Genomic DNA, 23,656 nt, shown 5'->3' with positions numbered 1-23,656 from the left:
GGGATGGATCGATCCTCAAGCGTAGTCGCCCGCGCGGGTGCCTCCTCTGCGGTGGGTGCGCCCCCGGCCCGCGCGCTCCACGAGCAGCCATCCCGCGAGCGCCATCCCCACTGCGACCGGCGCCGTCACGTGGACGGCGACCAGCATCGCCGTACGCCCTTCGAGGAGGCCGCCGAAGCCGACCATGGAGAGGCCGAGCACGCCGAAAAGGCAGAGCGTGACGCCCACGGCGGCGGCGGGGCCCGCGAAGCCGGAGGGCGCGGCCGTCCGGGCACCCGTGGCGCCCGGCCGTTCGAAGCGCCGGAAGGCCGCCACGAGCAGCGCCGTCAGGACCGCGGCGGCCGCCATCCGCACCGGCACCTGCGCCCACCACGCAGCCGACGCCGTTTCCGGCAGCGGGACGTCGAGGGCGAGCAGCGCCCCGTACACCCCGAGCATCGCCGTGAGGTGCCACAGGAACGCCGTCATGGAGATGCCGTTGGCCGCGACCACGCCGCGCCACACCTTCGGCCTCGCCAGCCACCGCGTCGCAGGGCCGCGCAGCAGTTCCACCGCGCCGACCAGCCACAGGCCGTGGCAGAGCAGCGCGAAGGTGGGCGGCGCCATGTTCGAGACGCGCTCGCCGGGCATGCCGACCATGGAGAGGGGGTACGGGCCGAGGGCCACGAGCAGCGAGGCGCCCGCGAGACCCGCACCCGCGAGGACGTACGGCATCCGCAGGCCCAACCGCCCGTCCGCGCGCAGGAATCCGAGCTGGTGCACCGCGAGCCAGACGAAGGCGAAGTTCAGGAACTCGACGTACGGCACGCCGAACGCGAAGCGCGCCAGGTCCACCGCGCCCGCCGCGCCCACGAGCGCGCCGAACGCGCCCCAGCCCCACCGCTCGTGCAGCCGCAGCAGCGGCGGTGTGAAGGCGACCATGGCCAGGTAGATGCCGATGAACCAGAGCGGTTGGGCGACGAGCCGCAGCGCGACGTCGAGCAACCCCCCGCCCATTCCGCCGAGTTGAAGAACAAGCGCCCCCGCACCCCACACCCCGATGAAGACCATGGTGGGCCGCAGCAGCCGCTGGAGCCGCGCCCGCAGGAAGGCCGAGTAAAGGGACCTCGACCTGCCCTCGGCCTTGCGACTCAGCGACCGATACGAAAGAGCGTGCGAGAACCCGCCGACGAAGAAGAAGACGGGCATGATCTGCAGCGCCCAGGTGAGGAGTTGCAGCTCCGGCACGACGGCGAGGAGGTTGCCGACCTCGGCACGGCCGTCGTCGCCGACGGTCACGGCGGCCATCAGCCAGTGCCCGAGCACCACGGTGCCGAGCGAGGCGACCCGCAGCAGATCGATGTACCGGTCACGCCCGGCGGGCGTCTTCTCGGCCAGTTCGCGAACGCTTGATCCCATGTACGTACGGTCGCGTGCGCCGGGCCCCCGGCATCAGCGCGCCCGTACTCAGATCCGCGGGTGAGTACCTACCGGACGAGGGCGCCCGGAGCGGGCGAGTCCGCGACGCGGGCGGCACGGCAGGTGCCCGAGGCGAGCAGCGCCGCGGCCACGCCCTCGGCGGCGGCGGCATCCCTCACCAGGAACGCGGTGGTGGGCCCGGACCCCGAGACGAGCGCGGCGAGGGCACCGGCGGAGGTCCCCACCGCGAGCGCCTCCGTGAGCGAGGGGAAGAGCGAGAGAGCCGCGGGCTGCAGATCGTTCACGACCGCGCCCGCGAGAGCGTCGACATCGCCCTGGCGCAGCGCGTCGAGGAGCGCGGGCGAGGCCTCGGGCGCGGGCGCGACAGGCGTGAGCCGGTCGAACTCCCGATACACGGCAGGCGTGGAGAGCCCCCCGTCTGCGACGGCGAACACCCAATGAAAGGTGCCCCCGACCTCCAACGGCTCCAGCTTCTCGCCGCGCCCGGTGCCGAGCGCGGCGCCACCCACCAGACTGAACGGCACGTCGCTGCCCAACTCGGCGCAGATGTCGAGGAGTTCACCGCGAGACGCCTTGGTCCCCCACAGCGCGTCACACGCCACGAGCGCACCCGCGCCGTCCGCGCTGCCACCGGCCATGCCGCCCGCGACGGGGATGTCCTTGGCGATGTGGATGTGCACGTCGGGCGCGATCCCGTACCGCGCGCCGAGAAGCTCGACAGCACGCGCGGCCAAGTTCGCACGATCAAGGGGGACTTGATCGGCGCCGGGCCCCTCACACGTCACCCGGAGCCCGTCGGCGGCGGCGACCGTCACCTCGTCGTACAGCCCGACGGCGAGGAAGACGTTGGCGAGGTCGTGAAACCCGTCGGCACGCGCGGCGCCCACCGCGAGCCCCACGTTGACCTTCGCGGGAACCCGCACCGTCACGCTCACGCGCCCGCCTCCTTGTGCTCGGCGACGCGCGCGAACTCCTCCACGGTCAGCGCCTCGCCGCGCGCCTGCGGCGAGACGCCCGCGGCGACGAGCGCGGCCTCCGCGGCGGCGGCGGACCCGGCCCACCCGGACAGGGCGGCCCGCAGGGTCTTCCTGCGCTGCGCGAAGGCGGCGTCGACGACGGCGAACACGTCCTTCTTCGTCGCGGTGGTCTTCACCGGCTCGGCACGCCGCACCAGCGACACGAGGCCCGAGTCGACGTTGGGAGCGGGCCAGAACACGTTCCGCCCGATGGAGCCCGCGCGCTTGACCTCCGCGTACCAGGCGGCCTTCACCGACGGCACCCCGTAGACCCGCGACCCAGGAGCCGCGGCGAGCCGGTCGGCGACCTCGGCCTGCACCATCACGAGCGTGCGCTCGATGGTCGGGAAGGTGTCGAGCATGTGCAGCAGGACCGGTACGGCCACGTTGTACGGCAGGTTCGCGACCAGCGCGGTCGGCGCGGGCCCCGGCAGCTCGCCGACGAGCATGGCGTCGCTGTGCACGAGCGCGAAGGAGTCGGCCTTCTTCGGCAGCCGCGCCTGGATCGTCGCGGGCAGGGCCCCTGCCAGCACGTCGTCGATCTCGACCGCGACGACGCGCTCCGCGGTCTCCAGGAGGGCCAGCGTCAGCGATCCGAGCCCGGGACCGACCTCGACGACGACGTCGTCCGGGCGGACCTCCGCGGTGCGGACGATGCGGCGGACGGTGTTGGCGTCGATGACGAAGTTCTGGCCGCGCTGCTTGGTCGGGCGTACGCCGAGGGCAGCGGCCAGTTCGCGGATGTCGGCGGGGCCGAGGAGGGCGTCTGTGCTCACCGCACCAGGTTAAGCGGCCCACCCCCCTGACCCGCACCGTCCTCTCCCTCCCCCCCGTGGCTTACGCCTCCCCGCACCGTGGCTTGCGCCCCCGTCCCCGCCCCTCGGCACCGGGAGCCGCACCGTGCCTTGCGCTCCCGTTCCCGCTCCTCGGCGACGGGGGCTGTGCCCACCCGTTCCGCCCTGCGGAACAATTGCCCACAGCGGGAGCGGCAGCGGCAGCGGCCCTGCCCACCGGCCTTCCGCCGCGCGCGGCATCCCCCACCGGCGTGCGGTCGCCCGCGGCGGGAGGCGGGGGCGGGAGCGGCAGCGGCCCGCGGCCGCCATCCGACCCGAGGGGACGTGGCGGTATGTCCGCCCGGAGCACTGGGGGCCTCGTTCCGAGGTGCCCGAGCCGTGGCGGTGCGCCTGGGACGGCGAGGACGGACATACCGCCGCGGCCCCGCCCCCACGACGGCCCGAGGCGCCCCCGCCAGCAGACGCCAGCCGACGCCAGCTACAGCCGCCGCCCGCAATGCGGCCAAGGACTCGCCCCCCGCTGCACGTACAGCTTCTTCGCGCGGAACGTCTGTTCCTCCGCCGGAGCGTCCTGCGGGAGCCCGGACCCGCCCAGCCCCTGCCACGTCCGCGCGTCGAACTGGTACAGCCCGCCGTACGTCCCCGAGCCGTCCACCGCCGAAGGCCGTCCCCCCGACTCGCAGTGCGCGAGCGAGGACCAGTTCAGGTCGTCCGCCCCGGCCACCGCCGTCGGCATCGGCTTCGTACCGACCTTCACGATCCGCTTCCGCGGCTCCCGCACCACTTCCGACCCGATCCGCCGCGGCTTCTGCTTGACGCCGTTGACCGTCCGCAGCGCGTACGTGACCCGCCGAGCCCCCTGCCGCCCCGCCTGCGCCACCACCTCCGTGCCCTTGAACAGCGAAGCGTCCTCGCTCTTCTCGACGTCGAAGGGGATCGGCTCCTCGCGGACCTCCTTCTTCCCGGTGATCCGCATGACGGTCACCGTCTGCCCGTCGCGCGGAAAACTGGTCGGCGGCACCGACGTCGAGTCCTGCCCGCGCAGCGTCACCCCGGACTCCTCGACGGCCTCCCAGACGGTCGCCGCGTTCGTACGGATGGTCCGCTCCCGCCCGTCCGCCATGATCGTGACGGTGCGCTCCGTACGGACGTCGAGGTCGAGCCCGTCCCGGTCGATGCGACGGCTGCGCGAGGCCGACAGGTGCGCGCCCTCCGCGCGGACGCCGAGCTGTCGCAGCGCCCCGTCGACCGTGCGCGCGGTCGTCCACACCTGGCGCCGCTCCCCGTCGAGGGTGAGGTGCACGGGCCTGCCGTAGCGGACGGCGATCTCGTCGCCGCTGGCGAGCGCGGCGCCGGAGGCGGGCGCCACGATGTCGTGCGCGCCGACGTCCACGCCCTCGTCGGCGAGGAGCTCACCGACGTCGTCCGCGAAGGTGTGCAGGGTGCGGGGCTTGCCGTCGACGCTGAGCTGGATGGCCTTGTCGTTGGCGACGAAGGCGGAGGTGCCACCGGCGAGGAAGGCGACGACGAGGGCTTGCGGCAGCAGCCGCCGCAGGGACTCGGGCCGGTCCGAGGTCTTCTTGCGCCGCGCGGCCCGCCGGGCCTCGGCACGCCCCCCACCGGCCTGCCGGGGCAACCGCGCCTCGCCCCGCCCCCACTCGTCGTAGGGCACGGCGGCCACGTCGTACGGCTCGTTCGGCTCATACGTCTCGTACGGCTCATACGTCTCGTACTGCGGACTGCTCACGATGACGCTCCAGGGGTCCGGACCGGGCGGACAGAACCTAGCGGAGCCCTGGTCACTCTCCAAAGTGACACCACTACACTACGTAGCGGCATTGACCTGAGGCGTCCCCCACCTGGGCGCTCGCGCCGTTATGGGTCAGTAACCAAAAGCGCGTGCCGTGTTCGACGAGACGGCGGTGGCCATGACGTCCTCGTCGACGCCGCGGACCGCGGCCATGGCGCGCAGCGTGACCGGAATGAGATACGGCGCGTTGGGCCGTCCGCGGTACGGGACGGGCGTGAGGAAGGGCGCGTCGGTCTCCACGAGCACGAGTTCGAGAGGCGCGACGGCAAGCGCGTCCCGCAGACCCTGCGCGTTCTTGAAGGTGACGTTGCCCGCGAACGACATGAAGTAGCCGTGCTCGGCGCAGATCCGGGCCATGTCGGCGTCGCCGGAGTAGCAGTGGAAGACGGTGCGCTCGGGGGCGCCCTCCTCCTTCAGGACCCGCAGCACGTCTTCGTGCGCCTCGCGATCGTGGATGACGAGCGCCTTGCCGTGCCGCTTGGCGATCTCGATGTGGGCGCGGAAGGACCGTTCCTGGGCGGCCATGCCCTCGGATCCGGTGCGGAAGTAGTCGAGGCCGGTCTCGCCGACGCCGAGGACGTGCGGCAGGGCGGCGAGCCGGTCGATCTCGGCGAGTGCCTCGTCGAGCGCGGAGTCGCCACCCGCGGTGCGGGCCCCCTGCCGGGACCATCCGTCGGGGTCGCCGTGGACGATGCGGGGGGCCTCGTTCGGGTGCAGGGCGACGGCGGCGTGCACGCTCTCGTGCTCCGCCGCCGTGTCCGCCGCCCACTGGGAGCCGCGTACGTCGCAGCCCACCTGCACGACCGTGGTGACGCCGACCGCGGCGGCCTTGGCGAGCGCCTCGGACACCGTCCCCGACTGCATGTCGAGGTGGGTGTGGGAGTCGGCGACCGCCACCCGCAGCGGCTGGGGCAGGGGCGGCGCGGTGTTCTTCTCGGCGTCGTTCGAAGGCATGCCCCGATCCTACGAACCCGCGCCCACCCGGGCTCACGCCCCTTCGGAGCCCCCGGGCTCACGCCCCTCCGGGAGTCCCCCGGTCCCGCGTCACGCCCCCTTGCGGTGCTGGAACGGGTGCAGCAGGTCCGACAGGTGCCAGTGGTGCTCCTTGCGCGCCCGCTCCCGCTCCATGCTGGCGCGCGCCTTCGCCTCGCACTCCTCGGCCCCCTCCGCGCCGGGGTCGCCGGGCTTGTGGTGACGGTGCATCAGGCTCAGTACCGACGAGACCTGCCCCGCCCGCATGATCCGCACGACATGGCCGCCACAGTTCAGACAGGTGGGCCGGGTCAGCGGCGACGGCACGCGCTGGCCGTCCGCCAGGTACGTCACGAATTCCTGACCCTTGGCGTCGATGTGATGCTCGATTTCGTACGACTGCTCCCAGCCGTGTCCGCATCGCATACAGGCGAAAGCGTACGACTCGTGAACGACATTGAGCGCCGTGGTGTGGTGGCCGGTGTCTGCGATCTCACTCATGCCAGCTGCTCCTCTTGTCCGAGGGACAAGCGCTACCGAGGTCCGGGCAGCGCCCGGAACCGGAAGCGTGGGGACGGGTGCGTCCCTTCAACCAGTGGACGCCTTTCCCGGAGCGAGCGCATCAGACCTGTCGAGCATTGGAGCCGTTTTGGCCTTTCCATAGGAAAGAGGCCTGGTGCGCGGCCCGCGCTTTGCCTTTTACGATAGTCCTTTGCTCTTCGATGGGCCGTCGCGATCCGCATTCTTTGCCGCCACGACGGCATCGAAGACCTCGCGCTTGGGAAGGCCCGCTTCCGCGGCGACGGCGACGATCGCCTCCTTGCGCCGCTCGCCCGCCTCCTCGCGCACCCGCACCCTGCGCACCAGCTCGTCGGGGCCGAGTTCGCCCGCGCTCTTCACCGCGGCGCCCTCGACGACGACGGTGATCTCGCCGCGTACGCCGTCGGCCGCCCACTCGGCCAGTTCCTTGAGGGAACCGCGCTTGACCTCCTCGTACGTCTTGGTCAGCTCGCGGCAGACCGCGGCCCTGCGCTCCTCGCCGAACGCCTCGGCCATCGCGGCGAGGGTGTCGGCGATGCGGTGCGGGGCCTCGAAGTAGACGAGGGTCCTGCGGTCCTCCGCGACGTCCTTCAGGCGGGAGAGCCGCTCGCCCGCCTTGCGCGGCAGGAAGCCCTCGAAGCAGAACCTGTCCACCGGCAGCCCCGACAACGCGAGTGCCGTGAGCACCGCGGAGGGGCCCGGCACCGCGGTCACGCGCACGTCCCGCTCCACGGCGGCCGCGACGAGGCGGTAGCCGGGGTCGGAGACCGACGGCATCCCCGCGTCCGTCACGAGCAGCACGCGCGCGCCGCCCACCAGGGCCTCGACCAACTCGGGCGTGCGCGCCGACTCGTTGCCCTCGAAGTAGGAGACGACACGGCCGCCGACCTGCACCCCGAGGGCCTGGGTGAGGCGGCGCAGCCTGCGGGTGTCCTCGGCGGCGACGACATCGGCCGAGGCCAGCTCGGTGGCGAGCCGGGGCGGCGCGTCGGCGACATCGCCGATGGGAGTGCCTGCCAGTACGAGGGTTCCGGGGGAATCAGCGCTTCCTGTCACTGTTCCATCCTCGCAGGGACCAGGGACGGGACTCGCACAGTCTGGTTCCCTACGATGGCGCGGTGACCAGTACCGCGTCTTCCCCGGACACCCGCGAGGGCCAGGCAGCCGAGGAGCAGCAGCTTTCCTGGCAGCGGCGGCTGCGCCGATTCGGCCATGTGGCGCGGCCCAGAGAGGACGTCACGGCACGTCTCGTGCCCCCGTACACGGAGCCGAGCCCCCGCCTGTGGCTGCTGCTCGGCGTGCCGAGGGCGGCCGCCGACCAGATGGTGCGCTGGTCGGGCTGGGTGGGGCCGCTGCTGATCACGCTGGTCGCCGGGGTGACGCGGTTCTGGAACCTCGGCAATCCGAAGGCCGTGATATTCGACGAGACGTATTACGCGAAGGACGCCTGGTCGCTCATCCACCGCGGCTTCGAGACCAGCTGGCCCGACAAGATCAACGACGATGTGCTGCGGCAGGGCGGCGACATCGCGATCCCGCACGACGCGGCGTACGTGGTGCATCCGCCGGTCGGCAAGTACGTGATCGGCATCGGCGAATGGCTGTTCGGCTTCGACCCGTTCGGCTGGCGCTTCATGACGGCGGTGCTCGGCACCCTGTCGGTCCTGATGCTGTGCCGGATCGGCCGGCGCCTGTTCCGCTCCACGTTCCTGGGATGCCTGGCGGGCGCGCTGCTCGCCGTGGACGGCCTGCACTTCGTGATGAGCCGCACCGCGCTGCTCGACCAGGTCCTGATGTTCTTCGTGCTCGCCGCCTTCGGCTGCTTCCTGATCGACAGGGACAAGGCGCGCGCGAGACTGGCGGCCGCGCTGCCGACCGACGAGGACGGGCGCGTACGCCCCGACGCGTACGTCGCCGAGACGGCGCGCCTGGGCCGGCGGCCCTGGCGGTGGGCGGCCGGACTCTGCCTCGGGCTCGCCTTCGGGACCAAGTGGAACGGCCTGTACGTGATGGTCCTCCTCTGCCTGATGACCGTGCTCTGGGACGTCGGCGCGCGCCGGGTCGCCGGGGCTTCGCGGCCCTACCGCGCGGTCCTGAAGCGGGACGTGCTCCCCGCGTTCGTCTCCACGGTGCCGGTGGCGCTCGCCGTCTACGTGCTCTCCTGGCTCGGCTGGATCCTCTCGCCGACCGACGGCACCGGCGGCTACTACCGCAACTGGGCGGCGACCGACGGGCAGGGCGGCAGCTGGGACTGGCTGCCCGACTGGGTGCGCAGCCTGTGGCACTACGAGCACGCGGTCTACGAGTTCCACGTGGGCCTCTCCTCGCCGCACACCTACCAGTCCAACCCGTGGAGCTGGATCGTCGACGGCCGCCCCGTCTCGTACTTCTACGAGTCGCCGCTGCCCGGCAAGGACGGCTGCCCCGTCGGCACCACCGAGAAGTGCGCCCGCGAGGTCCTCGCGCTCGGCACCCCGCTGCTGTGGTGGGCGGCCGCGTTCGCGCTGCTCTACGTCCTGTGGCGGTGGGTGTTCCGCCGCGACTGGCGGGCCGGGGCGATCCTGTGCGGCGTCGCGGCGGGTTATCTGCCCTGGTTCTTCTACCAGGAACGGACGATCTTCTACTTCTACGCGGTCGTCTTCGTCCCGTTCCTGTGTCTCGCCCTCGCGATGATGATCGGCGCGATTCTCGGTCCGCCGGGATCGAGCGAACGGCGCCGGATCGTGGGCGCCGCGAGCTCCGGCGTCCTGGTGCTGCTCATCTTCTGGAATTTCATTTACTTCTGGCCGATCTACACCGGCACAGCCATCCCCATCGATTCCTGGCGCTCCCGCATGTGGCTGGATACGTGGGTGTAATGGACACCTTCGGATAACGGCCCTCACCTGCGCCACCTCCGCCCCCTTAGGGTTCAGGGCGAACAACCTTCCCGAATTACGTTCGGGAAGGCTCCTGGGGAGGGGAGCGCATCGTGCGCAAAGGAGTAAAGGCCGCTCTGGTCGGCGGGGTCTTCACCGTCATGGTGGGGGGTGCGGGCTACGGCGCCTACAACCTGGTGAACGGCCTCTCCGGAGGCGGCGGTTCGTCGGGCGCGGGCCCCGCGGCCGTACGGAAGGGGCCGCCGTCGGACGACGAGATACGCGAGGTCTCGGAGAAGTTCCTTGCGGCCTGGGCCAAGGGCGACGCGGCCGGGGCGGCGGGATACACGGACAATTCCGCCGACGCCAAGGCGCTCCTGACCGGCTACCGCGAGGACGCGCACCTGACGAAGGTGAAGCTCACCCCGAAGGAGGCGAGCGGCGCGCGCGTGCCGTTCTCCGTGTCGGCCACGGTGTCGTACAAGGGCAAGAGCAAGCCGCTCGCCTACGACTCGCAGCTCACGGTCGTGCGCGGCAAGACCACCGGGCGGGCGCTCGTCGACTGGTCGGCCGCCGTCGTGCACCCCTCCCTGGAGCGGGGCGACACCCTCGTGACCGGCGAGGCCGCGACGCCGCCCATCGAGGCGGTGGACCGCGCGGGCGTCGTCCTGACCAAGAAGGAGTACCCCTCGCTCGGCCCGATCCTGGACCAGCTGCGGGCGAAGTACGGCGAGCAGGCGGGCGGCAAGCCGGGCATCGAGCTGTACGTCAGACACGCGGACGAGGACGCGGGGTCCCGCACGCTGCTCACCCTCGCCAAGGGCAAGCCGGGCAAGCTGCCCACCACGCTCAGCGCGGCCGTGCAGAAGGCGGCCGAGCGCGCGGTCCTGCGGTTCGGGGAGTCGTCCGTGGTGGCGGTGAAGCCGAGCACCGGCGAGATCCTCGGGGTCGCCAACCACCGCGAGGACGGGTTCAACGCCGCGCTCCAGGGCAAGGTGGCCCCCGGCTCGACCATGAAGATCCTGTCCGCCGCGATGCTCATCGACAAGGGCGTCACCAAGGCGGGCGGCGCCGCGCCCTGCCCCGACACGGCGACCTGGCAGAGCAAGACGTTCCACAACCTCAAGGGCATGACCGCGAACGAGAGCGCGACCTTCACCGACAGCTTCGCGCGCTCCTGCAACACGGCCTTCGTGAAGCTGATCGACGAGGAGGGCCTCACCGACTCCTCGCTGACCGAGGAGGCGCGGGACAGCTTCGGCCTGGGCCAGGACAACTGGAAGGTCGGCATCCCCTCGTTCGACGGCTCGGTGCCCGAGTCCGGCGGCCCCGACCGCGCGGCGAACGCCATCGGCCAGGGCCAGGTCCAGATGAACCCGCTGAACATGGCATCGGTCACGGCGACCGCGATGACGGGCGCCTTCCACCAGCCGGTGATCGTCCCGAAGTCCCTGGACGACCGCGAACTGGCCACGGCCCGCGGCCTGTCCCCCTCCACCGTGGAGCAGTTGCGCGCCATGATGCGCCGCACGGCCGTCAGCGGGACCGGGGCGCGCGCCATGGCGGGGCTCGCCGGTGACATCGGCGCGAAGACGGGGTCCGCCGAGGTCGACGGCCACGAGAAGTCCGACAGCTGGTTCACCGGCTACCGCGGCGACATCGCGGCGGCCGCGATGACCCAGGAGGGCGGGCACGGCGGCGACGCGGCGGGGCCGATCGTGGCGGCGGTGCTGGGCGCAGGGTAATAGGTGGGCCGGGCCCTCGCCCGGCCAGGTGAAGAAGTGGTCAAGGGCTTCTCCGAGCGCCTCTAAGGTGGCCTTCCGGTGAGGAGCCGGGGGTTCTGGGGAACTGCGGAGGGTTTGTGGGCAAGCGAAGGCGCGCCGTCGAGCGCAGAAGCGTCGGCATCAAGAACGGCAACGGCAAGGTGCACCCCGGTGTGCTCGGCGGGGCGGCGGCCGTCGTCGTGTGCGCCGTCGGGGCCACCGCGTTCGCCCTGTCCGGCGGCTCGGAATCCGGCTCCGGCGGATCCAGCGTCGACGACAAGCCGGTGGCGTCGGGACCGCCCACCGCGGCCGAGGTGCACGACACATCGAAGGCGTTCCTCGCCGCCTGGGCCAAGGGCGACGCGGCGGAGGCCGCCGCGCTCACCGACGACCGCGCGGCCGCGCAGAAGGCGCTGACCTCGTACGCCAAGGACGGCCGCCTCTCCGAGGTGAAGCTGACGCCGGGCAAGCGGTCGGGCGCCGACGTGCCGTTCAAGGCGGCGGCCACGGTCTCGTACGAGGGAAAGAAGAAGCCCTTCGCCTACGAGTCCGAGCTCAGCGTCGTGCGCAGGAAGAGCGACGGCAAGACGCTGGTCGGCTGGCGCCCCGCCGTGCTGCACCCGGAGCTGAAGGACGGCGACCGGCTCGTCACGGGTGAGGCGGGCGATCCCCCGATCAAGGCCGTGGACCGCGACGGGGCCGAGCTGACGGCGGCCAAGTACCCCTCGATGGCGACGGTCCTCGACGGGCTTCGCGAGAAGTACGGCAAGAAGGCGGGCGGCAAGGCGGGGATCGAGCTGCGCGTGGTGCGGGCCGACAGCGGTCAGAAGGACGGCGGGAAGAAGGGCGCGGCCGCGAAGAAGGACGACGCCAAGTCCACGCCCGACAAGACGCTCCTGACGCTCGCCCCCGGCACGCCCGGCACGCTGAAGACCACGATCAGCGGCTCGCTGCAGGCCGCCGCGGAGCGCGAGACGGCCAAGCGGCAGCGCGCCTCGGTCGCCGTCGTCAAGCCGAGCACCGGCGAGATCCTGGCCGCCGCCAACTCCGCCCCCGCCGGCTTCAACACGGCCTTCCAGGGCTCGATCGCGCCCGGCTCCACGATGAAGGTCATCAGCGCGTCGATGCTCCTGGAGAAGAAGCTGGCCGGGGTCGACAAGAAGCATCCGTGCCCCAAGTACGAGACGTACGGCGGCTGGAAGTTCCAGAACGACGACAAGTTCGAGATCAAGGGCGGCACGTTCCGGGCGAGCTTCGCGCGCTCCTGCAACACGGCCTTCATCAGCCAGGCCAAGAAGCTCCAGGACGACTCCCTGACCAAGCAGGCCCAGGAGGTCTTCGGGCTCGGCCGCGACAACTGGTCGATCGGCGTCCCGACCTTCGACGGCGCGGTGCCGGTGCAGAGCGACGCGCAGATGGCGGCGTCGCTCATCGGGCAGGGCGCCGTGCGGATGAACCCGCTGAACATGGCGTCGGTCTCGGCGACGGTGAAGTCGGGCACGTTCAAGCAGCCCTACCTGGTCTCACCCGACCTCGACCACCGCACACTGGCAACGGCCTCGCGCAAGATGTCCGGCTCGACGGCCGCGGCGCTGCGCGACCTGATGCACTACACCGCGACCTCGGGCACGGCGGTGAAGCCGATGTCCGGCCTCGGCTCCGACATGGGCGCGAAGACCGGCTCCGCCGAGGTGGACGGCCAGAAGAAGCCGAACGGCTGGTTCACCGCCTACCGCGGCGACCTGGCCGCGGCGGGGGTCGTCCAGGAGGGCGGCCACGGGGGCGACTCGGCGGGTCCGGTGGTACGGGCGATGCTGCTGGCCGGGGGCTGAGTCCCGCCTCCCGGCCGGGCTGAGAACGCGCCCCGGCCGGGTCCGGGGCCGCCACCCGCCCGGGGCTGGGCCCCCACCCCGGGATTGGCCCCCGCCCAGGGCCGAGGACACCGCCTGCCGGAGGCTGAGGACGCTGCTCGCCCGAGGGCCGAGACCGCTCCGCCAGGGAGGCCGCGGCCCGCCTGGGGGGGGCTGAGACCGCTCCGCCAGGGAGGCCGTGGCCCGCCTGGGGGGGGCTGAGACCGCTCCGCCAGGGAGGCCGCGGCCCGCCTGGGGGGGCTGAGACCGCCACTCGCCGCCGGGATTCGAGGATGCCGCCCGCCCGGGGCCAAGACCACCGCCCGCCAAGTCCAAGGACAGCGCTCGCCCGAGCGTTGAAACCGCCCCGCCAGGGTTGGAGGCCACCACCCGCCAGGGTCCGAGGCCACAGCCCGCCAGGGTCCGAGACTGCAGCCCGCCGGGAGCTGAGACCACCGCCCGCCCAAGGGCCGAGACCGCCCCGCCACGGTTCGAGGCCGCAGCCTGCCGGAGGCTGAGGACGCTGCTCGCCCGAGGCTGAGGCCGCCCCCGGAGGCCGCCGCCGCCCACCGGGGGCAGGGGCCACCGCCCGCCCAGGCCCCGACGGGCTCGACCGCACGCCCCCGTCCGCTATGCGGATACATGGTCGCGTGCCCCGTACACAGACCGCTAGCGTGCCGGGCATGAGCGCTACTGAATCCTTCGTCCACCCCCGTTTCGCCGAGGCCCTGAGTGAACTGGGCCTCGGCGAGCTCGTCTCCGAGGTCCGGCGGTTTCCGGAGCAGACCCGTACCGCGCAGGAGGCCGCCTCGGCCATCGGCTGTGAGCTCAGTCAGATCTGCAAGTCGTTGATCTTCGCGGCGGACAGGGTGCCCGTCCTGGTCCTGATGGACGGCTCCTCGCGCGTCGATCTGGAGCTGGTGCGGCGCGAGCTCGGCGCCGAGAAGGTCACCCGGGCCAAGGCGGACGTCGTCCGGGCGACCACCGGATACGCCATCGGCGGCGTACCGCCCTTCGGTCACGCCACGAAGACCCGCGTCCTCGCCGACCGCTCCCTGCTCGGCCACGACGTGGTGTGGGCCGCCGCGGGCACGCCCTACGCGGTCTTCCCGATGGCACCCAAGACGCTGATCGCCCACGCCGGCGGGGCCCTGGTGGACGTGCGCGAGATCGCCAAGTGACCCCGCTGGTCGCGGCGGCCGTCCTGCTCGCCGCCGTCACCCACGCGTGCTGGAACGCGATCGCCCACCACATCACCGACAAACTCGTCGGCTTCACCCTCATATCCGGCGGCGGCACCCTGATCGGCCTGCTGCTCGCCCCCTTCGTCGCGGTCCCCGACGCGGCCGCCTGGCCCTATCTGATCCTCTCCGCCGCCCTCCACGTCGGCTACTACGCCCTGCTCATGACGTCGTTCAAGCTCGGCGACTTCGGCCAGGCCTACCCCATCGCGCGCGGCACCGCGCCGCTGGTGGTCACCGTCCTCGCCGCCGTCTTCGCGGGCGAGATCCCCGACGCCTGGCAGGCGGCGGGCGTCGCGGTCTCCTGCGCGGGCCTGACCGGGCTCGCCCTGTGGGGCATACGGGGCACGGGGCGCCGCCCCGACTGGGCGGCCATCGGCGCCGCGCTCGCCACGGGCGTCTCCATCGCCGCGTACACGGTCGTCGACGGCCTCGGCGTCCGCGCGTCGGGATCCTCGATGGGGTACATCGCGTGGCTGATGGTCCTGGAGGGCCTCGCCGTCCCGCTGTACGCCGCCTACCGCTGGCGGGGTGAACTGGTCACCAAGCTCCGCCCGTTCGCCGCCGTCGGCCTGCTCGGCGCGGCGCTCTCCGTCGCCGCGTACGGCCTGGTCCTGTGGGCCCAGACGAAGGCGGACCTCGCGCCGATCTCCGCGCTGCGGGAGTCCTCGATCATCGTCGGGGCCGCGATCGGAGCGATCTTCTTCAAGGAACGGTTCGGCGCGCCGCGGCTGCTCGCCGCGGGGCTGATGGTGGCGGGGATCGGGCTGATGCTGCACGCGGGATGATGGTCCGAAGTGAGCCTGAGTTACGAGGAGTTGAGCGTCATTCCCGGTCGTCCGAGCACGCGCTGACGTCGAGGGCCGTCATCGGCCCGCCATCGACCCGTCATCGCGTGCCGCCCTTGAGACGCGGCACAGCGAGCCCTCCCCTGCCCGAAATCCCCTGCGCCCATGGCGCATCGGGGCCGGGCGGGGTCTCGTACCCTGCCGTCCGTCCGCCCAAGGGATCACCACACCGTGCCGACCCCAGTCCCCTCCTCCCCCTCCTCCCCGTCCCCCTCCCTGTGGCGCGACCGCGACTTCCGCGCGCTCTGGGCCGGGCAGACCGCCTCCCAACTCGGCGAGCACACCGGCCTGATGGTGCTTCCGCTGATCGCCGTGCTCACCCTCGGCGCCGACGCGGGACAGCTCGGCGCCCTGCGCGCCGTGGGCCAGGCGCCGGTCCTGCTGCTCTCGCTCCTCGTCGGCGCGTGGGTGGACCGCCGGCGCACCCGTACCGTCATGGTCCTCGCGGACGCGGGCCGGGCGCTCGCGCTCGGCGGTGCCGCCGTGGCCTGTCTGTTCGGCGGGCCCGGCCTGCCGACGCTGTGCGCGGTCGCCTTCGCGGTCGGGTCCCTCTCGGTCTTCTTCGACGTGGCCTACCAGGCGTCCCTCGTACGGCTCGTGGACCGCGACCTGCTCGTACCGGGCAACAGCGCGCTCGAAGGCAGCAGGTCCGCCGCGCAGATCGGCGGCCCGGCGCTCGGCGGGGTCCTCGTCTCGCTCTCCGCCGCGGTCGGCGCCGCGACCAGCGCGCTCTTCTTCGTGCTGTCCTTCCTGTCGATCCGGCGGATACGGCGGAGCGAGCCGGTCCCCGAGCACGCGCCGCGCGAGGGCGGCGTCCGGCGGCGGATCCACGAGGGCGTGCGCTTCGTCGCGAGTGACGCCTCGCTGCGTGCCGTGGGCCTCGCGTCGGCCGCGTTCCAGTTCTTCCTCGCGGCCACGATGACCTGCTACCTGCTGTTCCTGCCGCGCGAACTGCACCTGTCGGGCGCCGCCGTCGGCCTCGCGCTCGCGGCGACAGGGCCCGGCGCGCTCATCGGCTCGCTGCTGGCCGCCCGGCTCCCGCGCCGGTTCGGACACGGCCCGGTGCTCGTGGCATCGGCGGCGATCGGCGACGGCGCGCTGCTGTGCGTGCCCGCGCTGCACGGGCCCGCCGGGGTGACGCTCCCCGCCCTCGTGGCGATCAACGTCGTCTTCGGTACGTTCGGTCAGCTGGTGAACGTCACGGTCATGGCCGTCCGGCAGGCCGTCACGCCGGACGGGCTGCAGGGCAGGGCGGCCGCGACGATCACGTTCGTCGGCCTGGGGCTCGCCCCGCTCGGCTCGCTCCTCGGCGGGTTCCTCGCACAGGAGTGGGGGCTCCGCACCGGGCTCCTGGCAGCGGCGTCGGGGATGCTGCTCTCGCCGGTCGTGATGGCCCTGTCGCCGCTGGCCCGCCTGGGCAGGACGCTGACGGGCCCCGGGGGACCTACAGCACCGACCGGACCGCCCGCACCAGCGCCTGGGCCCGCGGATCCGCGGTGACGCCCTTCGCCATCCCATTGGTCACGTACCCGAAGGCCACCCCCGACTCCGGATCGGCGAAGCCGAGCGCCCCGCCGCGTCCCGGGTGGCCGAAGGAGCCGGGGCCGAGCAGCGGGGACGCGCCGCCGTGCAGCATGTAGCCGAGGCCGAAGCGGGTGTTCACGACCAGGACACGGTCGGGGCCCGCGGCCGCCTCGGTCCTCGCAAGATCGACCGTCTCCGGCGTGAACAGCCGTGCGCCGCCGTCCACTTCGCCGATCAGAGCGGCGTAGAAGCGGGCCAGGGCGTCCGCCGTGGCGATGCCGTTGGACGCGGGCAGGGCGGCCGCGCGGTACGCCGGGTCGTTCTCGTCGGGGGCGGGGTCGATGGCCTCGAAGGCACGGCGGGTCAGGGACCGCGGGTCGGCGTACGCCTCCGACACGTTCCGCTTGGGCCGCACCCGCAGGCCGCCCGCCGCGTCGGGCGGTTCGATCCGGCCCACCCGGCCCGCCCGCGCCGCCGCCGCGTCCGGGAGCCCGACCCAGAGGTCGAGCCCGAGCGGCCGCGCGATCTCTGCGTCGATCCACTCCCCGACGGGCCTGCCCGTCACGCGCCGCACCAGTTCGCCGGTGAGCCAGCTGTAGGTGTGCGCGTGGTAGCCGTGGTCGGTGCCCGGCTCCCAGAACGGGGCCTGCGCGGCGACCACGGCGGCGGCGAGGTCCGGGTCGAGCGCCTCGGCGGGCGTCAGCGGACGGTCGAGCGCGGGCACCCCGGCGCGGTGCGCGAGCACGTGCCGGACCAGGACGTGCTCCTTGCCGCGCGCCTTGAACTCCGGCCAGTACGCGCCGACGGGAGCGGCCAGGTCCAGCTCCCCGCGCTGGTGCAGCAGGAGCAGCGCGGCGGCCGCCACGCCCTTGGTCGCCGAGCGGACGATCTGCGCGGTGCCGTGTTCCCAGGGGGCGACGCCGTGTTCCCGGGTCGCGACGCCATGTTCCCGGGTCGCGGCCCCTTCGACGTCCTTCGTGCCACCCCACAGGTCCACGACCTTGTGCCCGTCCCGGTACACCGTGACGGCGGCGCCGCGCTCCCCGCGCTCGGCGAAGTTGCGGACGAACGCGTCCCTGACCGCCTCGAATCCGGCGACCGCCGTACCGTGCACTCCACCTATGACGTCGTCCATGACAAGGCCAACAGCCACACCCGACCGACGATTCCCTAGCTCCCCGCCTTCACCGACTTCGGATCGAAGCCGAAGGGCAGTTCGAGCCGGTGCGCGCCCATCAGGTCCTCGTCGGCGAGCAGCTCGCCCGTCGCACCGTCGGCCGCGATCACGCCCTCGCTGAGGATCAGGGCACGGGGGCAGAGTTCGAGTGCGTACGGCAGGTCGTGCGTGACCATCAGGACGGTCACGTCCAACGAGCGCAAGATGTCGGCCAGTTCACGGCGGGACGCCGGGTCGAGGTTGGACGACGGCTCGTCGAGGACGAGGATCTCCGGCTCCATGGCGAGCACGGTCGCGACCGCGACCCTGCGCCGCTGCCCGAACGACAGGTGGTGCGGCGGGCGTTCCGCGAACTCGGCCATGCCGACCTGCCCCAGCGCCTTCATGACCCGCGCCGCCAGCTCGGGTCCGCGCATCCCGGCCGCCGCGGGCCCGAAGGCGACGTCCTCGCGCACCGTCGGCATGAACAGCTGGTCGTCCGGGTCCTGGAAGACGATGCCGACCCTGCGCCTGATCTCGGCCATGTGCTTCTTGCCGACGGGCAGCCCCGCGACGGTGACCGTGCCCGCGCCGCCGGTCAGGATGCCGTTGAGGTGCAGGACGAGCGTCGTCTTGCCCGCGCCGTTCGGGCCGAGCAGGGCGACGCGCTCGCCGCGGCCGACGGTGAAGTCGACGCCGAAGAGGGCCTGGTGCCCGTCGGGGTAGGCGAAGGCGAGGCCCGAGACGTCGAGGGACGCGGGGGCGGTGGTGGCGGTCACAGGGTCCATCCCAACAGGCATACGACGAGGGCGGTCAGGGGCAGGGCCAGCGCGTACGTCCACTGGGCGCGGGACGCGGTGATGTCGTCGATGACCGGCATCGACCCCGCGTAACCCCGGCTGACCATGGCCAGGTGCACCCGCTCCCCCCTCTCGTACGAGCGGATGAAGAGCGCCCCCGCGGACTTGGCGAGCACGCCCCACTGGCGCACGCCGCGCGCCTCGAAGCCGCGCGACTCCCTGGCGATCTTCATGCGGCGCATCTCGTCGGTGATCACGTCGCCGTACCGGATCATGAAGGAGGCGATCTGGACGAGCAGCGGCGGCAGCTTGAGGCGCTGGAGCCCGAGCAGGAGTTCGCGCAGCTCCGTGGTGGAGGCGAGCAGCACGGACGCCGCGACGCCGAGCGTCCCCTTGGCAAGGACGTTCCAGGCGCCCCAGAGGCCGTTGACGCTCAGGGAGAGGCCGAGCACGTCGACGCGTTCGCCCTGCGCGACGAACGGCATGAGCACCGCGAACGCCACGAACGGGATCTCGATGAGCAGCCGCTTGAGGAGGAACCCGGCAGGGACGCGGGCGGCGTACGCGACCACGCCGAGCAGCGCCGCGTAGAGCCCGAAGGCCCACATCGCCTCGCGCGGCGTGGAGACCACGACGATCACGAAGCAGAGGACCGCCGCGAGCTTGGTGTGCGGCGGCAGCGCGTGCACCGGTGAGTGGCCGTGCCGGTAGAGCCGGTGGGCGTGGCCCGCTCCCATGTCAGACCTGTTCCGATTCCGGGACGGCGGTCGCGGAGGAGTCGCTCGTACGGCGGCGGCGCAGCGCCCAGAAGACGGCGCTGCCCGCGACGACTGTCACGCCCACGCCGATGATGCCCGCGAGGCCGCCGGAGAGCCGGGCGTCGGTGATGTCCTTGACGCCGTAGTCGGCGAGCGGGGAGTCGGCGGAGGCGTGCTCCTCTGCCTCCTTGTCGATGCCCTTGTCGTGGGCGACCTTCTCCAGGCCGTCGGGGTTCGCGGAGGCGTAGAAGCTGACGAAGCCCGCGAGGACGAGGGAGGTGACGATGCCCGCGATCCACACCTTGCGGGTGGAGCGCGCGGCGACGGGGGCGGGCTCGGCGGCGGGGGCGTCCACCAGCTCGCCGCCGACGCGCAGCTTCAGCGGCTGGGTCAGGCCGCGGGCCCCGTACACGAGGTCGGGCCGTACGGCGATGACCGCGCCGACGGTCAGCGCGGTGATCGCGGCCTCGCCGATGCCGATGAGGACGTGGACGCCGACCATCGCGGTGGCGACCTTGCCGATGGAGACGTCGGTCGTACCGCCGACGGCGTACATGAAGGTGAAGGCGACGGCGGCCGCGGGCACGGAGAGCAGCGCGGCGGTGAAGGAGGCGACGGTGATCGAGCGGCGCTTCTTGGGGAGCACCTTCACCAGGCCGCGGAAGACCAGGTAGGCGACGACGGTGGTGACGATCGCCATGTCGGAGATGTTCACGCCGAGCGCGGTCAGGCCGCCGTCCGCGAAGAGCACGCCCTGCATGAGCAGGACGACGGAGACGCAGAGGACGCCCGTGTAGGGGCCGACGAGGATCGCGGCGAGCGCGCCGCCGAGCAGGTGTCCGCTGGTCCCGGCCGCGACGGGGAAGTTGAGCATCTGCACGGCGAAGATGAAGGCCGCGACGAGACCGGCGAGCGGTGCGGTCTTCTCGTCCAGTTCGCGGCGGGCGCCTTTGAGGCTGACGGCGACGGCTCCGGCGGCGACGACCCCGGCGACCGCCGAGACGGGGGCGTTGATGAATCCGTCGGGGACATGCATGCGTGCGCTCCTGGGCAGGCGCCCTGGGCAGGGCTGATCTCGCGCGACCCGGTCAGGTGCGGGCCGCGCGGTGGGGACCGTCCCATGATGTGGCTTGTTGCAAATGGCTTGCAAGAGCGCGTCGGTTCCGATAAGGCAAAGCCCGGCGGCGGCGAATTACCGCACATATGGGACATTGGTGAGTGAAGTGCCCGCACGGATGAGGAGTTCCGCGATGTCCGCAGTCGAGCAGTACGCCCGCGCCCATCTCGTCACGGACTCCTCCGAGGGCCACCGCGCCGTCCCCGTCGTCCTGCGCTACGACCCGGAGGCCGACCCGCACGCCGTACGGATCGGCCTCCCCGGCTCACACGACCGGGTCTTCGCCCGGCAGCTCCTCGAACAGGGCCTGCGGGCGCCGACCGCGGTCGGGGGCGTCCACGTATGGCCGTGCGGCCGGGTCCAGACGATCGTGGAGTTCCACGAACGGGACGGGGTGACGGTGGTCCAGTTCGACGCGTCGGCGCTGATCCGCTTCTTGCGCCGCACGCACGCGACGGCCTCGGCGGTTACGCGGTGACTCCGGCCCCGGCCCGCGCCGGGGCTGCGCCCGCGGGGACGCCCGCATCGTTCTTCGCGCGCGCCGCCTTGCGCTGGGCGCGCAGTTCCCCGCGCCTCGTTCTTCACGCGCGCGCCGCCCCGCGCTGGGCGCGCAGTTCCCCGCACCTCGTTCTTCACGCGCGCGCAGTTCCCCGCGCCCCTAACGGGGCACGCACCAGACCCCGCCGGGGCTGCACCTGCTCCCCGCACCACTGACGAGGACCCACACCTCGCTCTCCGTGCGCGCGCCGCCCCGCGCTGAGCGCGCAGTTCCCCGCGCCCCTAACGGGGCACGCACCAGACCCCGCCGGGGCTGCACCTGCTCCCCGCACCACTGACGGGGACCCACACCTCGCCCCTGACGGGGCGCCCCGCAATGACGGCGGGGCGGCGGCGGGCATCTGCCCGCTCGCCGCCCCGCCGCCGGGACCTCAGGTCAGACCCGTGCCAGCTCTCGGTCCGCGTCGGGGCCCTGCGCCGAGGCCGCCTTCTCCTCCTCCGTGCGCAGGCCCTCGCCCTCGACGTCCACGTTCGGGAGTGCGCGGTCCAGCCACTTCGGGAGCCACCACGCCTTCTTTCCGAGCAGTGCGAGCACCGCGGGGACCAGTGCCATGCGGACCACGAACGCGTCGAAGAAGACCGCGATCGCCAGGCCGAAGCCGATCATCTTGACCATCTGTTCGGACGAACCGATGAAGCCCGCGAAGACCGCGATCATGATGACCGCCGCCGCCGAGACCACCCGGGCGCCGTGCCGGAAGCCGGTGATGACCGCCTGGCCCGGGCGCTCGCCGTGGACGTACGCCTCACGCATGCGCGTCACGAGGAAGACCTCGTAGTCCATCGCCAGGCCGAAGACGACGCCCACCATGAAGATCGGCATCATCGACATGATCGGACCCGTCTGCTCCACCCCGAAGAGCGAGCCGAGCCAGCCCCACTGGAAGACCGCGACGACCGCGCCGAGGGCCGCCAGGACCGAGAGCAGGAAGCCGAGCGCCGCCTTGAGCGGGACCAGGATCGAGCGGAAGACGACGATCAGGAGGAGGAAGGCGAGGCCGACGACCAGTGCCAGGTAAGGCAGCAGCGCGTCGTTCAGCTTCTGCGAGACGTCGATGTTCATGGCCGTGGTGCCGGTGACCATGATGTCGGCGCCGGTGTCGGACTTGATCGTCGAGCCGGTGTCGCGGATCGAGTGGACCAGGTCCTCGGTCTCGATGCCGCTGGGCTTGGAGGACGGCACGACGCTGATGATCGCGGTGTCGCCCGCCTTGGTGAGCATCGGCGGGGCGACCGTCAGGACGTCGTCGAGGCCGGAGATCTTCTTCTGGATCTGCTGGGCCGCGGCCTTCGGATCGTCCGCGCCCTTGAGGTCACCGACGACCATCAGCGGACCGTTGAAGCCGGGCCCGAAGCCGTCGGAGACCAGGTCGTACGCCTTGCGCTGGGTCGTGGACGTCGGCTGCGCGCCGTCGTCGGGCAGGCCCAGCTCCAGCTGCGAGACGGGGATCGCCGCGGCGCCCAGACCCACGATGCCGACGAGCAGCACCGCGACGGGGCGGCGGACCACGAAGCGGGCCCAGCGCGTGCCCATGTTGGGCTTCTCCGCACCGGAGGCGTCGGCGGCCTTCTTCCTGCCGCCGCCGAACAGCCTGCTCTTCTCGCCCGTCGGCATGACCCGCTTGCCCGCGTAGCCGAGCAGCGCGGGGATGAGCGTGAGCGCGATGAGGACGGCGATGACGACCGTGCCCGCCGCCGCGAAGCCCATCTTCGTCAGCATCGGGATGTTGACGACGGCCAGGCCGACCAGCGCGATGACCACGGTGAGTCCGGCGAAGACGACCGCGGATCCCGCGGTGCCCACGGCGCGGCCCGCCGCCTCCTCGCGGTCGCGTCCGTCGGCGAGTTCACCGCGGTAGCGCGAGACGATGAAGAGCGCGTAGTCGATGCCGACCGCGAGGCCGATCATCATCGCGAGCGTCGACGTGGTGGTGCCGAGGTCGAGCGCGTCGGCGAGCGCCGTGATGGACGAGACGCCGATCCCGACGCCGATCAGCGCGGTGAGCAGCGGAAGCCCGGCCGCGATCAGCGAGCCGAAGGTGATGACGAGGACGACCGCCGCGACCGCGATGCCGATGATCTCGGTGGACCCGGTCTCGGGCATGGCCTGCAGCGCGTCACCGCCGACCTCGACCGTGAGCCCGGACTCGCGCGCCTTGTCGGTGGTCTTCTCCAGCGCGTCGCGGTCGTCGTCGGTCAGCTCCATCGAGGTGACCTTGTACGAGACCGCCGCGTACGCCGTGGAACCGTCCTTGCTGACCGTCTTGGCCTTGAACGGGTCGTCCGCGCGGGCCACTTGGTCCGAGCCCGACTTGAGGGCGCCGACGGTCTTCTCGATCTCGGCCTTGTTGGCCTTGTCGGTGACCTTCTGGCCGTCCGGCGCCTTGAAGACGACCCGGGCGCTCGCCCCGTCGGCGCTGGCCTCGGGGGCGCGCTTCTCCAGCAGGTCGAAGGCCTTCTGCGCCTCGGTGCCCGGGATCGAGAACGAGCTGGACGCGGCGGTGGGCGCGGACGCGGCGCCGACCCCGGCGAGCGTCAGGAGCGCCACCCATATCAGGGCGACGAAATGGCGTCGCCGGAAGGCGAGTTTGCCGAGTTTGTAGAGAAATGTGGCCACGGGGGCGTACTCCCG

19 protein-coding genes are annotated in these 23,656 nt (G+C 72.5%); 7 read left to right on the top strand and 12 right to left on the bottom strand.

The features are described 5' to 3' along the window. Positions 1-15 precede the first annotated feature (15 nt). The 7 genes from CP970_RS25500 to rsmI form a co-directional block, all read right to left on the bottom strand. Positions 16-1,398: an acyltransferase family protein gene (locus CP970_RS25500; RefSeq protein ID WP_055551427.1), complete on the bottom strand. Its 1,383-nt coding sequence runs from the start codon at positions 1,396-1,398 to the stop codon at positions 16-18. 68 nt (positions 1,399-1,466) lie between these two features. Beyond that, a complete protein-coding gene (locus CP970_RS25495) occupies positions 1,467-2,354 on the bottom strand; it encodes a 4-(cytidine 5'-diphospho)-2-C-methyl-D-erythritol kinase (RefSeq protein ID WP_055551429.1) in 888 nt (295 codons plus the stop codon). Further along, positions 2,351-3,211, bottom strand: coding sequence for a 16S rRNA (adenine(1518)-N(6)/adenine(1519)-N(6))-dimethyltransferase RsmA (gene rsmA, locus CP970_RS25490; RefSeq protein ID WP_055551431.1), 861 nt, complete (start codon positions 3,209-3,211; stop codon positions 2,351-2,353). The genes CP970_RS25495 and rsmA overlap by 4 nt, the downstream gene beginning before the upstream one ends. Before the next feature lie 496 nt (positions 3,212-3,707). Beyond that, positions 3,708-4,976 carry a resuscitation-promoting factor gene (locus tag CP970_RS25485; RefSeq protein WP_150493958.1) on the bottom strand — a complete coding sequence of 423 codons (1,269 nt, stop codon included), beginning with the start codon at positions 4,974-4,976 and terminating at the stop codon, positions 3,708-3,710. 135 nt (positions 4,977-5,111) lie between these two features. After that, positions 5,112-5,993, bottom strand: a complete 882-nt coding sequence (locus CP970_RS25480) for a TatD family hydrolase (protein WP_055556023.1) — start codon at positions 5,991-5,993, stop codon at positions 5,112-5,114. A 90-nt stretch (positions 5,994-6,083) separates the two neighbouring features. Further along, entirely contained in the window at positions 6,084-6,512 is a 429-nt protein-coding gene (locus CP970_RS25475; protein WP_055556022.1) for a hypothetical protein, read from the bottom strand. A gap of 198 nt (positions 6,513-6,710) precedes the next feature. Beyond that, positions 6,711-7,607: a 16S rRNA (cytidine(1402)-2'-O)-methyltransferase gene (gene rsmI / locus CP970_RS25470; RefSeq protein ID WP_055556020.1), complete on the bottom strand. Its 897-nt coding sequence runs from the start codon at positions 7,605-7,607 to the stop codon at positions 6,711-6,713. Between the two features lie 62 nt (positions 7,608-7,669). Here rsmI and CP970_RS25465 point away from each other — a divergent pair, with 62 nt between their 5' ends. From CP970_RS25465 to CP970_RS25440, 6 genes are all read left to right on the top strand, one after another. Further along, entirely contained in the window at positions 7,670-9,409 is a 1,740-nt protein-coding gene (locus tag CP970_RS25465; RefSeq protein WP_055556018.1) for a dolichyl-phosphate-mannose--protein mannosyltransferase, read from the top strand. 113 nt (positions 9,410-9,522) lie between these two features. After that, positions 9,523-11,154: a penicillin-binding transpeptidase domain-containing protein gene (locus CP970_RS25460; RefSeq protein WP_055556016.1), complete on the top strand. Its 1,632-nt coding sequence runs from the start codon at positions 9,523-9,525 to the stop codon at positions 11,152-11,154. Positions 11,155-11,270: 116 nt separating this feature from the next. Next, the gene (locus tag CP970_RS25455; RefSeq protein ID WP_055556014.1) at positions 11,271-13,004 is read left to right on the top strand and encodes a penicillin-binding transpeptidase domain-containing protein; all 1,734 of its coding nucleotides are present in this window, start codon (positions 11,271-11,273) and stop codon (positions 13,002-13,004) included. Positions 13,005-13,705: 701 nt separating this feature from the next. Next, complete coding sequence (locus CP970_RS25450) at positions 13,706-14,203, top strand: YbaK/EbsC family protein (RefSeq protein WP_055554243.1); 498 nt, start codon at positions 13,706-13,708, stop codon at positions 14,201-14,203. Beyond that, positions 14,200-15,051 carry a DMT family transporter gene (locus CP970_RS25445; RefSeq protein ID WP_055554245.1) on the top strand — a complete coding sequence of 284 codons (852 nt, stop codon included), beginning with the start codon at positions 14,200-14,202 and terminating at the stop codon, positions 15,049-15,051. The genes CP970_RS25450 and CP970_RS25445 overlap by 4 nt, the downstream gene beginning before the upstream one ends. 276 nt (positions 15,052-15,327) lie before the next feature. Next, entirely contained in the window at positions 15,328-16,611 is a 1,284-nt protein-coding gene (locus CP970_RS25440; protein ID WP_398656975.1) for an MFS transporter, read from the top strand. Here the strand turns inward: CP970_RS25440 and CP970_RS25435 are convergent. Genes CP970_RS25435 through CP970_RS25420 form a run of 4 tightly spaced genes read right to left on the bottom strand, consistent with a single transcriptional unit; the run spans position 16,556 to position 20,385 of the window. Next, positions 16,556-17,770, bottom strand: coding sequence for a serine hydrolase domain-containing protein (locus CP970_RS25435; protein WP_150493954.1), 1,215 nt, complete (start codon positions 17,768-17,770; stop codon positions 16,556-16,558). The genes CP970_RS25440 and CP970_RS25435 overlap by 56 nt on opposite strands. A gap of 35 nt (positions 17,771-17,805) precedes the next feature. Then, entirely contained in the window at positions 17,806-18,579 is a 774-nt protein-coding gene (locus tag CP970_RS25430) for an energy-coupling factor ABC transporter ATP-binding protein (protein WP_055548203.1), read from the bottom strand. Then, on the bottom strand, positions 18,567-19,328 hold the full coding sequence (cbiQ, locus tag CP970_RS25425) for a cobalt ECF transporter T component CbiQ (protein ID WP_055548205.1): 762 nt from the start codon (positions 19,326-19,328) through the stop codon (positions 18,567-18,569). The genes CP970_RS25430 and cbiQ overlap by 13 nt, the downstream gene beginning before the upstream one ends. A gap of 1 nt (position 19,329) precedes the next feature. Then, the gene (locus CP970_RS25420) at positions 19,330-20,385 is read right to left on the bottom strand and encodes an energy-coupling factor ABC transporter permease (RefSeq protein WP_055548207.1); all 1,056 of its coding nucleotides are present in this window, start codon (positions 20,383-20,385) and stop codon (positions 19,330-19,332) included. 214 nt (positions 20,386-20,599) lie between these two features. Between CP970_RS25420 and CP970_RS25415 the strand changes: the two genes are divergently transcribed. After that, complete coding sequence (locus tag CP970_RS25415) at positions 20,600-20,944, top strand: SsgA family sporulation/cell division regulator (RefSeq protein ID WP_055548209.1); 345 nt, start codon at positions 20,600-20,602, stop codon at positions 20,942-20,944. A gap of 456 nt (positions 20,945-21,400) precedes the next feature. Here the strand turns inward: CP970_RS25415 and CP970_RS25410 are convergent, their stop codons facing one another. After that, positions 21,401-23,641, bottom strand: coding sequence for an MMPL family transporter (locus tag CP970_RS25410; protein WP_055551389.1), 2,241 nt, complete (start codon positions 23,639-23,641; stop codon positions 21,401-21,403). Positions 23,642-23,656 lie beyond the last annotated feature (15 nt).

Source organism: Streptomyces kanamyceticus (assembly GCF_008704495.1).
Classification (GTDB): domain Bacteria; phylum Actinomycetota; class Actinomycetes; order Streptomycetales; family Streptomycetaceae; genus Streptomyces; species Streptomyces kanamyceticus.
This window is presented reverse-complemented; position numbering and strand designations above follow the sequence as displayed.

Bases quoted from the DNA above. Each gene is read 5' to 3' on its own strand.
- CP970_RS25430 (WP_055548203.1), bottom strand. From the start codon at position 18,579: ATGGACCCTGTGACCGCCACCACCGCCCCCGCGTCCCTCGACGTCTCG.
- CP970_RS25420 (WP_055548207.1), bottom strand. From the start codon at position 20,385: ATGCATGTCCCCGACGGATTCATCAACGCCCCCGTCTCGGCGGTCGCC.
- CP970_RS25475 (WP_055556022.1), bottom strand. From the start codon at position 6,512: ATGAGTGAGATCGCAGACACCGGCCACCACACCACGGCGCTCAATGTC.
- CP970_RS25480 (WP_055556023.1), bottom strand. From the start codon at position 5,993: ATGCCTTCGAACGACGCCGAGAAGAACACCGCGCCGCCCCTGCCCCAG.
- CP970_RS25435 (WP_150493954.1), bottom strand. From the start codon at position 17,770: ATGGACGACGTCATAGGTGGAGTGCACGGTACGGCGGTCGCCGGATTC.
- cbiQ (WP_055548205.1), bottom strand. From the start codon at position 19,328: ATGGGAGCGGGCCACGCCCACCGGCTCTACCGGCACGGCCACTCACCG.
- CP970_RS25450 (WP_055554243.1), top strand. From the start codon at position 13,706: ATGAGCGCTACTGAATCCTTCGTCCACCCCCGTTTCGCCGAGGCCCTG.
- CP970_RS25500 (WP_055551427.1), bottom strand. From the start codon at position 1,398: ATGGGATCAAGCGTTCGCGAACTGGCCGAGAAGACGCCCGCCGGGCGT.
- CP970_RS25415 (WP_055548209.1), top strand. From the start codon at position 20,600: ATGTCCGCAGTCGAGCAGTACGCCCGCGCCCATCTCGTCACGGACTCC.